This is a genomic window from Mycolicibacterium vinylchloridicum (assembly GCF_013404075.1).
Lineage (GTDB): Bacteria > Actinomycetota > Actinomycetes > Mycobacteriales > Mycobacteriaceae > Mycobacterium > Mycobacterium vinylchloridicum.
In genome coordinates, this window is the sequence record NZ_JACBJQ010000015.1 from 1 (window position 1) to 12,968 (window position 12,968).

Here is a 12,968-nt window from a genome sequence, read left to right on the forward strand (position 1 = left end):
ACGCGGACGTTGATGATGCGCCGCTCAGTACGCGTCGGAGTCCGGTTGGGGCTGTGATGAGGCCGTGAGCTGCGGTCGGCCATGCCTGCGGCTCCCATCGTGCGATAGCGGCCAGCCCACCGGGCCGCCGTCGTGGTCGCAACCTGGAAACGTTCAGCTGCCCGCCGCAGTGTCCAGCCATCTTCGACAACACAACGCGCCAAACGCAGACGACCCAGCTCCGACAATGGGGCATTACGGTGGGACACGAAGACCTCCGGTGTGTGAGTGCTTTCCTAGACAGCTCGCACTTCACTCGGAGGTCTTCGTCATGTCACCACGCCACGCCGTCACCAACGTCCGTGGTCAGTACAACTAGCGCTGTTGCTGCGCGGCCATCTGTGAGTTGATCACCGAGCCCAGATGCTGCAGCCCGGTGAAGGTCAGGCCGTGCAACTGGGATTCGATCGAGCGCACGATCGCCGAGTCGCTGATGACCTTCTCGCTGGACTGCACGAGAATCGTTCCGGCACCCGTGAAGTCGAACTGGCGCTCCTCGCCGGTGTTGATACCCATGCGCGCCGCGCCGGCCGAGACGAACCCACTGATCCAGCGCTGATCGAAATGATGACTGGGGGCCGGGCAATCGGCCCAGCCGACGAGCGCTTCGGGATCGACCCGTGCGGGCGGTTCGACGAACAGCACCGGCCCGTTGGAGGAGGCCAGGAATTTTCCCGTGCCGATGAGGGTGACGAAACCGGGCACGATCGACTGGTTCATCGCCAGGCCCGGTTGGAACGCCAGCAGATTGGCCGCGCGAATGGTGAGGTTGCCGTCGTCGAGGTCGTAGGAGTTGATGTCGTAGCCGCGGTCGCCGATGATGAGGTTGCCCTGGCCTTCGGCCACCACATAGTCGCCCAAATACAGTGGGGCAGAGAACTGTTGGGACACCATGTGCAGCAGCCCCGCGTGCAGGCCGGTGGTGAGTGCGCGGAATTCGATCTGCCCGTAATAGGCGATCATGGCGCCCTTGCGCATGAACCACGGCGCGGTCAGGTTGATGTGGAAGGCGTAGTGATTGTCCGGGACGTTGTCGTCCGGCGGCAGGTTCGAGGGGTTGACCACCTGCGTCACAGCTTGTCCTCCGATGCCTGAACGTAGACGATTCCCTGGCCTTGGCAGTTCAGCTGCATGCCCTCGCCGGAGCCGCGGCCGACAGCGTCGCGCCAACTCAGCGCGGTCTTGAGTTCGGTCTGCACATTTCCGTAGGCGCCGACGAAGGCCTGCGGGTCCACGACCACCGGGGCCGGGCCGCCGACTTGCAGCTCGAGAACGCCGCCATGGGCGAGTAGCACCGCGGCTCCGTGTCCGGACAGCTGGGTGGTGAACATGCCCTGGCCGGTGAGCGCCCCGGTGGCAGCGCCGCGCAGCATGCCCATCACCCCGCCACCGCCACCGCCGCCACTCGATCCGCCCGCGACCGAGACGATCGAGCTCTGCAGGCCGGCCGTATTGGCCAGCAGCCGTGAAGCTTCGACGGTCAGCACGGCCCCGGGCTGGATCTCGACGATGTGCAGGTCGAGGCCGGCGAAGCCGTAGTGGACCTCGCCGTAACCCTGGGCGAGCATGGTGCGTTCGTGTTCGCCCTGCATCATCCGGCCCGCGATGCGCATCAGGCCGCCCATGCCGCCCATCTGCGCGGCGCCGGGGACCTGATGCGGACTGAACGACACGTCGCCGGTGTAGAGCAGCATCGCGCCGGTGCGGGCTACGACGCCGCCGGCCGCGGCCACGTCGACCTTGACGACTTTCGAGTTGACCTTCGTGAAGACCATTCGACTACCGTTCCGCCGGCTGAATGGACACCAAACCGCTTCCGTCCCAACGCAATGAGAACGCTTCGCCGGATCCTTGGCCGACCACGGTGCGCCAGGAAACGTCGGTGATGAAGGACTGCTGCAAGTTGCCTTTCGCGCAGACGAACGCGTCGGGGTCGACAACGAGCGGGTACTGCGGGGACACCTCGAGGTGGATCAGCGGTCCGCCGGCCGACAGCAGTGCCACCTGCCCGACGCCGGACACCACGGTGGTGAACAAGCCCTGCCCGGAGGATGCGCCGCGCAGACCGGCGAACGTGACGTTGGTCTGCAGATTGCCGGCCATGGCCAGCAGTTGGCGCGATTCCACGCGCAGCTGTTCGTTGTTCAGATCGACGATCGCGACGTGCTGCGCGTTGACGGCGAGGAACACCCGGCCGTGGCCCTGACATTCCATCAGCGACAGGGATTCTCCGGTGGCACGTTGCTTGATGCCTGCCACCAGGCCCGCTCCGCCGCCGAAACCGGCCGCCTTGAACGTCACGTTTCCCTCGTAGGCGACCATCGAACCGCTCAGCGCCTTGATCGAGGTGTTGTCCAACCGCGCTTCGATGATCTTGCCCGACGCCTGGAACAACTGGGCCATCGACACCCGCCTTCCGTAGGTCAGCGACAGACTAACCGAATACGCCCGAACGCAGCGGGTTTCGGTTTGTAGGGTGATGGCGCTATCGGCGGCCTGCTAGCGTCTTGGCCCATGACCGGCAGCGATGCGCAGGAGTGCCGCACATGAGTGGCGCGGTATGTCCGGGATCGTTCGATCCGGTGACGCTGGGTCACATCGACATCTTCGAGCGCGCCGCCGCGCAATTCGACGAAGTGATCGTCGCGGTGCTCGTCAATCCCAAGAAGTCGGGAATGTTCGATATCGACGAACGCATCGCGATGATCACCGAAGCATGCGCCCATCTGCCGAACTTGCGCGCCGAGTCGGGGCAGGGGCTGGTGGTCGACTTCGTCAGGGACCGCGGGTTCACCGCGATCGTCAAGGGCCTGCGCACCGGTACCGACTTCGAGTACGAGCTGCAGATGGCCCAGATGAACAAGCACATCGCCGGGGTGGACACCTTCTTCGTGGCCACCACACCGCAGTACTCGTTCGTCTCATCGTCGCTGGCCAAGGAGGTCGCGATGTTCGGTGGCGACGTCTCGGCGCTGCTGCCTGAGCCGGTGAACCGCCGGTTGCAGGCCAAGCTGGCTCACTGATCTATCGCGAGCGTGCGGGTTCGTCCGCGACACGCCGCCCGGGGCGGATCTCAGCGCACACTCGCGAATTCGCTTCCCGTCCGGGCTCAGCCCGACATAATCACCGGCGGGACGCCCTCTGACCGGTGCGGTTGCCAAAATGTCTTGCCGACACACCGGCCCGCCACCGCAGTCACAGGCGTAACACCAGGCACACTAGTCACTACCAACGAAGCCAGGAGGGTGGCGCCGTGTACCGAGTTTTTGAAGCGCTTGATGAACTGAGCGCGATTGTCGAAGAGGCCCGCGGCGTCCCGATGACGGCTGGCTGCGTGGTTCCCCGCGGCGACGTGCTGGAACTCATCGACGACATCAAGGACGCCATCCCCGGTGAGCTCGACGACGCCCAGGATGTGCTGGACGCCCGCGACTCGCTGTTGCGCGAGGCCAAAGAGCATTCCGACTCGATGGTGATGAACTCCACCGCTGAGGCCGACTCGCTGCTGAGCCACGCCCGAGCCGAGGCGGACCGGCTGCTGGCCGAGGCCAAGTCGCAGGCCGACCGGATGGTGGCCGAGGCCCGTCAGCACAGCGAGCGGACCGTCGCCGAGGCCCGCGACGAGTCCACCCGCCTGGCGGCCACCGCCAAGCGCGAGTACGAGGCCGCGATCAGCCGGGCCAAGGCCGAGGCCGACCGGCTCGTCGAGAGCGGCAATATGTCCTACGAGAAGGCCGTGCAGGAAGGCATCAAGGAGCAGCAGCGGCTGGTCTCCCAGACCGAGGTCGTGCAGTCGGCCAACGCCGAGTCGACCCGCCTGATCGACACCGCACACGCCGAGGCCGACCGGCTGCGCGGCGAGTGCGATATCTACGTCGACAACAAGTTGGCCCAATTCGAGGACTACCTCAACGGCACGCTGCGCTCGGTGAGCCGGGGCCGTCACCAGCTGCGGACGGCCGCGGGGACGCACGACTACGTCCAGCGCTGATCGACGCGACCCGTGCCTACCGGCTGAATCGGGGAGCACCGGGTTTTAAGATTGGATTCATGGCGACGCCACGCAGTGCCCGAACTAAGCACAAGACGCGGTCGCCGCTCGTTCTCGACATCTCCCGGTTGGGCCGGCGTCCCGGCGCGATGCTGGAGATGCGGCAGACAGTCCCCAGTCCGTCGCGGATCGGGCTGGATCTGATCGCGATCGAACGCGGCGCGGATCTGAACCTCGACCTTCGGCTGGAATCGGTGTCCGAGGGTGTGCTGGTCACCGGCACCGTGCACGCGGCCACTCGCGGTGAATGCTCTCGGTGCCTGACCCCGGTCACCGGTGACGTCGAGATCTCGTTGACCGAGCTGTTCGCCTACCCGGACAGCGCGACGGAATCCACCACCTCCGAAGACGAGGTCGGTCACGTCGTCGACCAGACCATCGACCTCGAACAGTCGATCGTCGACGCTGTCGGCCTGGCCCTGCCGTTCGCTCCGCTGTGCACCGAGGACTGCCCCGGGCTGTGCACGGAATGTGGAGTGTCGCTGGCCGCCGAGCCGGACCACCACCACGATCAGATCGATCCTCGTTTTGCCAAGCTGGCGAACATGTTTCCCGTTGCAGACGAGGAGACCACCCCCGGGCCGGGGTCGGGCGATTCGTGAGCCCGCCACGCGAGAATCTGTTGGACGCCTTGGGCGTTGACATGCCCGAAGAGCTGCTGACCCTGGCGCTCACACACCGCAGCTATGCCTACGAGCACGGCGGGCTGCCCACCAACGAACGGCTGGAGTTCCTCGGCGACGCGGTCCTGGGCCTCACGGTGACCGACGAGTTGTTTCACCGCCACCCGGAACGCTCCGAAGGCGACCTGGCCAAACTGCGCGCCAGCATCGTCAACACCCAGGCGCTGGCGGACGTCGGACGCGGGCTCACCGCTGCCGGACTGGGGGCCTACCTGCTGTTGGGCCGCGGCGAGGTCAACACCGGCGGCGCCGATAAATCCAGCATTCTCGCCGACGGCATGGAGTCGCTGTTGGGCGCGGTGTACCTGCAGCACGGGATCGACACCGCGCGCAAGGTGATCTTGCGGCTCTTCGGCAATCTGCTGGATACCGCACCGACGCTGGGCGCCGGCCTGGACTGGAAGACCAGTCTTCAAGAGCTCTGTGCGTCAAAGGGTTTGGGGCCACCGTCCTACGTCGTCACGTCGACCGGCCCAGACCACGACAAGCAGTTCACCGCCACCGTCGTGGTGGGGGAGGCCGACTACGGCACCGGCGTGGGCCGCTCCAAGAAGGAAGCCGAACAGAAGGCCGCTGCGCAGGCGTGGCAGGCCATCACGGACGCAACACCGGATGCCTGAACTGCCGGAGGTGGAGGTCGTCCGGCGCGGCCTGCAGGCCCACGTGGCCGGCAAGACGATCACCGCGGTGCGGGTGCATCATCCGCGCGCGGTACGCCGACATGAAGCCGGCGCCGCCGATTTGACCGCGCGCCTGCTCGACGCGCAGATCACCGGAACCGATCGGCGCGGAAAGTATTTGTGGCTCAACCTATCTGATGGCGAGACAGCATTGGTGGTGCACCTGGGGATGAGCGGGCAGATGCTGCTCGGCGAGATCCCCAACACCAACCATCTGCGGATCGCGACCCTGCTCGACGACGGCACGACGCTGAGTTTCGTCGACCAGCGCACGTTCGGCGGTTGGCAGCTGGCCGACCTGGTCGAGGTCGACGGCAGCCGGGTGCCCGAGCCGGTGGCCCACATCGCCCGCGACCCGCTGGATCCGCTGTTCGATCGCGAGGCCGTCGTTACGGTGTTGCGCCGCAAACATTCCGAGATTAAGCGCCAGCTGCTCGACCAGACCGTGGTGTCCGGCGTCGGCAACATCTACGCCGACGAGTCGCTGTGGCGGGCCAAGATCAACGGCGCGCGGCTGGCCGCGAACCTGACCCGCCGCCAGCTCGGCGAGCTGCTCGACGCGGCCACCGAGGTGATGCGCGAGGCGTTGGGACAGGGCGGCACGTCGTTCGATTCGCTGTATGTCAACGTCAACGGCCAGTCCGGCTACTTCGACCGGTCGCTGAACGTCTACGGCCGCGAAGACCTGCCCTGCCCGCGCTGTGGGACGGCGATCCGGCGCGAGAAGTTCATGAACCGCTCGTCGTTCTATTGCCCGAAATGCCAGCCGCGTCCGAGGCGTTGACCTCACCGCGAGTGTGCGTGTCTGCGCACGACACGCCGGCCAACAGTGACACTCCGCGCACGCTCGCGGAGGCTTTACCCAAGGAGACGACACACATGACCGATCTGTGGGTGGAACGCACCGGCGTCCGGCGCTACACCGGGCGCAGTAGCCGCGGCGCGCAGGTGCTGATCGGCTCGGAGACCGACGAGGGCGTGTTCACCCCCGGTGAACTGCTCAAGATCGCATTGGCCGGGTGCAGTGGCCTGAGCAGCGACCAGCCGCTGCGGCGTCGCCTCGGCGACGACTACAGCGCGGTGATCAAGGTCGCCGGGCCGGCCGACCGCGAGCAGGAGCGCTACCCACTGCTGGAGGAAAAGCTGGAGATCGACCTGTCCGGGCTGTCCGCCGACGAGGTCGAACGCCTGGTGGTGGTGGTCAGCCGCGCGATCGACCAGGTCTGCACCGTGGGGCGCACCCTGAAATCCGGCACCGAGGTCCGTTTTGAGGTGACCGACGTTGGCCGAGACTGACGTCCGCATGACCGCCTGGGTGCACGGCTACGTCCAGGGCGTCGGCTTCCGTTGGTGGACCCGTTCGCGGGCACTGGAGCTGGCGTTGACCGGTTATGCGAGTAATCAAGCCGACGGCCGCGTACTCGTCGTGGCACAGGGTCCGCGTGACGCATGTGAACAACTGTTACAGCTGCTACGTAGTGGGAAAACGCCGGGGAAGGTCGACAACGTTGTTGTCGACTGGTCACCGCGCGGCGAACCCATCAGCGGCTTTTCCGAGCGGTAGTCTGGCTCGCCGTGTACCTCAAGAGTCTGACGCTGAAGGGCTTCAAATCCTTCGCCTCGCCGACGACTCTGCGTCTGGAGCCCGGGATCACCTGTGTGGTCGGCCCCAACGGGTCCGGAAAGTCCAATGTCGTCGACGCGTTGGCCTGGGTGATGGGGGAGCAGGGCGCCAAAACGCTGCGCGGCGGCAAGATGGAGGACGTCATCTTCGCGGGCACTTCATCGCGCGCGCCGCTGGGCCGCGCCGAGGTGACGCTGACGATCGACAACTCCGATAACGCGCTGCCCATCGAGTACTCCGAGGTGTCGATCACCCGGCGGATGTTCCGCGACGGCGCCGGCGAATACGAGATCAACGGCAGCAGCTGCCGGCTGATGGACGTCCAGGAGCTGCTGAGTGACTCCGGCATCGGCCGGGAGATGCACGTCATCGTCGGCCAGGGCCGGCTCTCCCAGATCCTCGAGTCGCGGCCAGAAGATCGCCGGGCCTTCATCGAAGAGGCCGCCGGTGTGCTCAAGCACCGCAAGCGCAAGGAAAAAGCGGTCCGCAAGCTCGAGTCGATGTCGGCCAACCTCGCCCGCCTCACCGACCTGACCACCGAACTGCGCCGCCAGCTCAAACCACTGGGCCGCCAGGCTGAGATGGCCCGCCGGGCCCAGACCATCCAGGCGGATCTGCGCGACGCGCGGCTCCGGCTGGCCGCCGACGACCTGGTGAATCGCAGAGCCGAATTCGCCGGTGCCGACAACACCGAGACCACACTGCGTCGCGAGCACGACGAGGCGTCGACCCGCCTGGAAGTCGCGACCGAGGCACTGACCGCCCACGAGGCCGCCGTCGCGACGCTGTCCGAACGTACCGACGCCGCCCAGCAGGCCTGGTTCCGGATGTCCGCGCTGGCCGAGCGGGTCAGTGCCACCGTCCGGATCGCCAGCGAGCGGGCGCAGTACCTGGATGCCGAACCGGCCGCGAGCAGCGGCCCGGATCCCGATGCCCTGGACGCGGAAGCCGACGAGGTCGCCGCGCGCGAGCAGGAGCTGTTGGCCGAGCTGACCGAAGCCCAGTCCCGCCTCGAGGTCGCCCGCGCGGAGCTCGCCGAGCGCGAACGCGCGGCGACCGAGGCCGAACGCGCACACATGGCGGCCGTGCGCGCCGAAGCCGACCGCCGCGAGGGCCTGGCCCGGTTGTCGGGTCAGGTGGATACTTTGCGCGCGCGGGTCGAGTCCATCGACGAGGGCGTGGCGCGGCTGACCAACGCGATCGAGGAGGCCGCTGCCCGTACCCAGAACGCCAGGGCCGAGTTCGAGACCGTTCAGGGCCGGGTCGGTGAACTCGATCAGGGTGAGGTCGGTCTCGACGAGCAGCACGACCGCACGATCAGCGCGCTGCGGCTGGCCGACGAGCGGGTGGCCGAATTGCAATCCGCCGAGCGCGCCGCCGAGCGGCAGGTGGCCTCGCTGAGGGCCCGCATCGACGCGCTGGCGGTTGGGCTGGAGCGCCGGGACGGTTCCGCATGGTTGACCGAGAACCACAGTGGCGCAGGTCTTTTCGGAACGATCGCGAAACTGGTCCGGGTCCGGCCGGGTTACGAGGTGGCGTTGGCCACGGTGCTCGGTGCCGCCGCTGACGCGGTGGCCGCGGACGACTCTGATGCGGCCCGGTCGGCGGTCCGCGCATTGAAGGAAGCCGACGGCGGCCGAGCCGCAATCGTATTGGGGGACTGGCCGATCACGGCACGGCAGTTCGGCTCGCTGCCCGATGGTGTGTCCTGGGCGCTGGATCTGATCGAGACGCCGGGGCGTCTGCAGGGTGCCATGACCGCGATGTTGGCCGATGTCGCCGTCGTTTCGGACCTCGGCGCGGCGCTCGATCTGGTTGCCGCGCGGCCGAGTCTGCGCGCAGTGACCCTCGACGGTGATCTTGTCGGTGCCGGATGGGTCAGCGGCGGTTCCGACCGCAAGCCGAGCACGCTGGAGATCGCCGGCGAAATCGACAAGGCCACAACCGAACTGGCTGCCGCGGAGAAACTGGTCACCGAGTTGTCGGCCGCGCTGACGGGTGCGCTCGCCGAACAGGGCAATCGTCAGGACGCCGCCGAGCAGGCGCTGGCCGCGCTCAACGAATCGGATGCGGCGATCTCGGCGATCTACGAACAGCTCGGACGGCTCGGGCAGGAAGCCCGGGCCGCCGAGGAGGAATGGCGCAGGCTGCTGGGCCAGCGCGGTGAACTCGAAGCCGGAAGGCTGCAGACGGTCGAAGAGCTCACCGAGCTCGAAAACCGTTTGGCCGCAGCGCAAGACGGTCAGATGATCGTCGACGACGAGCCGGTGGACCGCCAGTACATGCAGGCAGCCGCCGAGGAAGCACGTGCCGTCGAGGTGGAGGTCCGCCTCGCCGTGCGTACTGCCGAGGAGCGCGCGAATGCCGTTCGCGGGCGTGCGGATTCGCTGCGCCGCGCCGCGGCGGCCGAGCGGGAGGCGCGGATCCGCGCGCAGCGCGCCCGCGCCGCCCGCGAGCACGCCGCCGCGGTCGCCGCCGCGGTGGCCGAGTCCGGCCGCCGCGTCGCCGAACGCCTGGCCGATGTGGTCGCGGCGGCGTCCCGCCGGCGCGACCGTCTGGCGGCCGAACGCCAGGAGCGGGCCACCGCCGTGGCGGCGGCCCGCGACGAGGTCACCGCGCTGAACAGCCGCATCACCGCGCTCACCGATTCGCTGCATCGCGACGAGGTGGCCAAGGCACAGGCCGCCATGCGTATCGAACAGCTCGAACAGATGGTGCTCGAGCAGTTCGGGATGGCCGCCGATGATCTGATCGCCGAATACGGGCCCGACGTGTCGCTGCCGCCATCGGATCTGGAGATGGCCGAATACGAGCAGGCCAAGGAGCGCGGCGAGCAGGTCACCGCGCCCGCGCCGATGGTGTTCGACCGCCCGACCCAGGAGCGCCGCGCCAAGCGCGCCGAGCGGGAGCTCTCCGAGCTCGGCAGGGTGAATCCGCTTGCGCTGGAAGAGTTTGCGGCACTGGAGGAGCGCTACAACTTCCTGGCCACCCAGCTCGAGGACGTCAAGGCCGCCCGCAAGGACCTGCTCGACGTGATCGCCGACGTCGATGCCCGGATCCTGCAGGTGTTCGCCGAGGCCTACGCCGACGTCGAGCGTGAATTCGGGCAGGTCTTCTCGACGCTGTTTCCCGGCGGCGAGGGCAGGCTGCTGCTGACCGACCCCAGCGATCTGCTGACGACCGGCGTCGAGGTGGAGGCCCGCCCGCCGGGAAAGAAGGTCAAACGGCTCTCGCTGCTGTCCGGTGGCGAGAAGTCACTGACCGCAGTCGCCATGCTGGTGGCCATCTTCCGGGCCCGCCCGTCACCGTTCTACGTCATGGACGAGGTCGAGGCCGCGCTCGACGATGTGAACCTGCGCCGCCTGATCGGGTTGTTCGAGCAGTTGCGGGCGCAGTCTCAGCTGATCGTGATCACCCACCAGAAACCGACGATGGAGATCGCCGACGCGCTCTACGGCGTCACCATGCAGGGGGACGGCATCACCACCGTCATCTCGCAGCGGATGCGTGGCGAAGAGCTGGTGTCCGCAGGCAGCTAGGTTCCGCGGGTCGCCGGATCAGCAGGCGAGCACGAAGTGCTGCGCGACGAGTTCGCGCGCCAGCGGGAACTCGGCGAGCTCCGCAGGCAGCAGGCGGGCCAACTCGGCGACCGCGGCGGGATCGACGCCGCGGGCCGCCAGCACATCGGCTATCCATCCGGCGGTTTCGCTGATCGGCCGGCTGTCCCCGGTGAGCAGTGCCGCCGAAATCGCATGCAGCACTTGGTTCAAGGTGTCTGCCGCCAGGTCGGTCAATGCCGCGCTCGGAGCAGGCTCGCGGGTCAGCGACCACTGGTCACGCAGCGACTCGACGGTGCGGCGGTGATGCAGGTCGAGCAATGCCTGCTCGGTGGCGGCCGCTGCCGGAGGCTCGGGCAGCGCGTCGACCACCGTCGGCAAGGCAGCCATCGCCTCGACCGCAGAACGTGCGTCGGGCGCCCACGCCGTCGCGCCGAGCGCACGGGCCCGCACATCGTCGTACCCGAATGCTGGACCGCCGACCAGGGTCGGCACCCCCGCCGCCGCTGCCGCCTCGATGAAGCGGCGGGTGGTCGGCAATGCCCCGAGCACCGAGCAGCTGATCGCGACCGCATCGGGTCCCCGATCGGCCAGGTGTTGGCTGAGCCGCAGTGGCGACGTGGCCGCTCCCAGCACCGTGGTGTCCCAGCCGTGCGCGCGCAGTGCGCAGCCGATGATCATGGCGGGCAGCTCATGCCATTCCCGTTCCGCACACGCGACCAGGACGGAGCCGCCGCGCAGGGGGCGTTCGGCGAGGACCTCGGCGACAGCGCGGGTGGCGGCCACCGAGATCGCCGTGCAGGCATGCTCGTCGGCCACCGTCCATTCGCCTCGCTGCCAACGCATTCCGACGTCGCGCTGGGATGCGGCGATCACCTCGGTCAACACCGTTATCGGGTCCGCACCGTCGCGCAGCAGTTGCGTGACGATACCGGTCGCCTGCGCGTGGTCTCTGCCCGCCAATGCGTCCCGATAGTCCGATAGCGAGCTCACCTCTCGCACGTCACGGCCAACAGCGCCATGTCGTCGTGCGGGTCGCCGTCGAGGTACTCCAGCACATCGCGTTCGACGGCCTCGCAGATCACGTCTCCGCCCGCGCCGCCGTAGGCGTGCAGGATGTTCAACAACCGCGGCACGCCGTAGAAGACCTCGTCGCGGCGGGCCTCCTCGACACCGTCGGTGAACAACAACAGGGTGTCGCCGCGCTGCAGTCGCACCGTTGCCGGGCGGTAGAGCACACCGGGTTTCACCCCTGCCGCGATTCCGGAGACCTCGACCTGCTCGACATGGCCGTTGGCGCGGATCAGGATTGGAGCGGGATGACCGGCCGCGGCGATATCCGCCTGGGCGCCTTCGCCGCCGGGGCCGGTGCGCACCCGGGCGCACAGTGCGGTGACGAAGCCGCTTGCCTTCTGCTCGCACAGCACCGAGTTCAGTGCATCGAGTACGGAAGCGGGGCTGCGATCGAAATATGCTGCGGTACGGACGGTTTGGCGGGCCTGCAGGGTGAGGGCCGCGGAGTCCACGCCCTTGCCGCACACGTCACCCAACGTGACGAGCACGTCGTCGCCGGCGCCGGCCACATCGTAGAAGTCGCCACCGACTTCGAGGTGTTCGACGGAAGGGCGGTATCGTGCGGCAACTCGAAACCCGTTGAGCTGCGGTAGTTTTGGCGGCCGCAGGGTGCGTTTCAGCACCGCGGCCAACTGTCCCCGCTCCTCGTACAGGCGAGCGGAATCGAGAGCGAGGGCGGCCGTCGCGGCCAGCCGTTCGGCCTCGCCGATGGTGTCGTCGTCGAACCGGCGGCCGGCGGCGCGGGCGAGCACGAAAGCTCCCGTCGTCGACCCCCGCGCCGTCAACGGAAGGACCAACACGTCGACCGGGGTCAGTTCGGCGAGTTCGGTGGCCAGGCCGGCATGTCGCAGCCGGGTGGCGATATCGGCCGCCGACTCGTCCTTGCCGATCAGCCGGTGGACTCGCTGGCCGGTGCGCAACACCTGATCCATGCCCCGCTCGATTGCCGATGATCGGGAAATGACGGTGGCGAACGAGACATCGGCGCCACCGTAGAGTGCCAACCCGCCGGTTCGGTGATCGGGCATGGCCAGCACCGACCAGTCGGCGAGCACCGGCCGGACGGTGCTGAGGAGCTTCAGGACGGTCCGCCGCAGATTCAGCGACCCGTTGAGCGCAAACTCGACATCGTCGTCACGCGTCGGGGCGTGGGGACCCGGTTCGTTTGCCATCACGTCCCACGCTAGCGTCTACCGAACGCAACTTGCGAACCTTCCGGCCACTGTGGACGCCGTCGCGAGCTAACGTGTCAGCGGGTTC

14 protein-coding genes are annotated in these 12,968 nt (G+C 67.8%); 8 read left to right on the forward strand and 6 right to left on the reverse strand.

Translation table 11 applies throughout. The annotated features are described in order from the left end of the window. The 4 genes from HPC46_RS14435 to HPC46_RS14450 form a co-directional block, all read right to left on the reverse strand. The coding region (locus HPC46_RS14435) for a leucine zipper domain-containing protein (RefSeq protein WP_179470930.1) at window positions 1-248 on the reverse strand (248 nt) is incomplete at its 3' end. Window positions 249-354: 106 nt separating this feature from the next. After that, window positions 355-1,113, reverse strand: a complete 759-nt coding sequence (locus HPC46_RS14440; protein WP_179470932.1) for an AIM24 family protein — start codon at window positions 1,111-1,113, stop codon at window positions 355-357. Continuing rightward, window positions 1,110-1,814, reverse strand: a complete 705-nt coding sequence (locus HPC46_RS14445; RefSeq protein ID WP_005141781.1) for an AIM24 family protein — start codon at window positions 1,812-1,814, stop codon at window positions 1,110-1,112. Before HPC46_RS14445 ends, HPC46_RS14440 begins: the two co-directional genes overlap by 4 nt. 4 nt (window positions 1,815-1,818) lie before the next feature. Then, window positions 1,819-2,442: an AIM24 family protein gene (locus tag HPC46_RS14450; protein WP_179470934.1), complete on the reverse strand. Its 624-nt coding sequence runs from the start codon at window positions 2,440-2,442 to the stop codon at window positions 1,819-1,821. 143 nt (window positions 2,443-2,585) lie between these two features. On the opposite strand from HPC46_RS14450, the gene coaD reads away from it, so the two are divergent. The 8 genes from coaD to smc all read left to right on the forward strand — a co-directional run bounded on the left by coaD (window position 2,586) and on the right by smc (window position 10,616). Continuing rightward, window positions 2,586-3,062: a pantetheine-phosphate adenylyltransferase gene (coaD, locus tag HPC46_RS14455; protein WP_179470936.1), complete on the forward strand. Its 477-nt coding sequence runs from the start codon at window positions 2,586-2,588 to the stop codon at window positions 3,060-3,062. Window positions 3,063-3,292: 230 nt separating this feature from the next. Continuing rightward, complete coding sequence (sepIVA, locus tag HPC46_RS14460) at window positions 3,293-4,030, forward strand: cell division protein SepIVA (protein WP_179470939.1); 738 nt, start codon at window positions 3,293-3,295, stop codon at window positions 4,028-4,030. A gap of 59 nt (window positions 4,031-4,089) precedes the next feature. Further along, window positions 4,090-4,692 carry a YceD family protein gene (locus tag HPC46_RS14465; RefSeq protein ID WP_179470941.1) on the forward strand — a complete coding sequence of 201 codons (603 nt, stop codon included), beginning with the start codon at window positions 4,090-4,092 and terminating at the stop codon, window positions 4,690-4,692. Between the two features lie 41 nt (window positions 4,693-4,733). Next, a complete protein-coding gene (gene rnc / locus HPC46_RS14470) occupies window positions 4,734-5,393 on the forward strand; it encodes a ribonuclease III (RefSeq protein ID WP_218894199.1) in 660 nt (219 codons plus the stop codon). Continuing rightward, window positions 5,386-6,237, forward strand: a complete 852-nt coding sequence (gene mutM / locus HPC46_RS14475) for a DNA-formamidopyrimidine glycosylase (RefSeq protein WP_179470945.1) — start codon at window positions 5,386-5,388, stop codon at window positions 6,235-6,237. Before rnc ends, mutM begins: the two co-directional genes overlap by 8 nt. A gap of 95 nt (window positions 6,238-6,332) precedes the next feature. Continuing rightward, a complete protein-coding gene (locus HPC46_RS14480; protein ID WP_179470947.1) occupies window positions 6,333-6,749 on the forward strand; it encodes an OsmC family protein in 417 nt (138 codons plus the stop codon). Next, window positions 6,736-7,017 (forward strand): acylphosphatase, encoded by a 282-nt coding sequence (locus tag HPC46_RS14485; protein ID WP_233716436.1) that lies wholly within the window; start codon window positions 6,736-6,738, stop codon window positions 7,015-7,017. The genes HPC46_RS14480 and HPC46_RS14485 overlap by 14 nt, the downstream gene beginning before the upstream one ends. 11 nt (window positions 7,018-7,028) lie before the next feature. Further along, entirely contained in the window at window positions 7,029-10,616 is a 3,588-nt protein-coding gene (gene smc, locus HPC46_RS14490; protein ID WP_179470949.1) for a chromosome segregation protein SMC, read from the forward strand. An 18-nt stretch (window positions 10,617-10,634) separates the two neighbouring features. Here smc and HPC46_RS14495 read toward each other — a convergent pair whose 3' ends face one another. Together HPC46_RS14495 and HPC46_RS14500 are read right to left on the reverse strand one after the other, a co-directional pair. Then, the gene (locus HPC46_RS14495) at window positions 10,635-11,627 is read right to left on the reverse strand and encodes a cobalamin B12-binding domain-containing protein (RefSeq protein WP_325096667.1); all 993 of its coding nucleotides are present in this window, start codon (window positions 11,625-11,627) and stop codon (window positions 10,635-10,637) included. Beyond that, a complete protein-coding gene (locus tag HPC46_RS14500) occupies window positions 11,624-12,880 on the reverse strand; it encodes a PP2C family protein-serine/threonine phosphatase (protein ID WP_179470953.1) in 1,257 nt (418 codons plus the stop codon). The genes HPC46_RS14495 and HPC46_RS14500 overlap by 4 nt, the downstream gene beginning before the upstream one ends. Window positions 12,881-12,968: the final 88 nt, after the last annotated feature.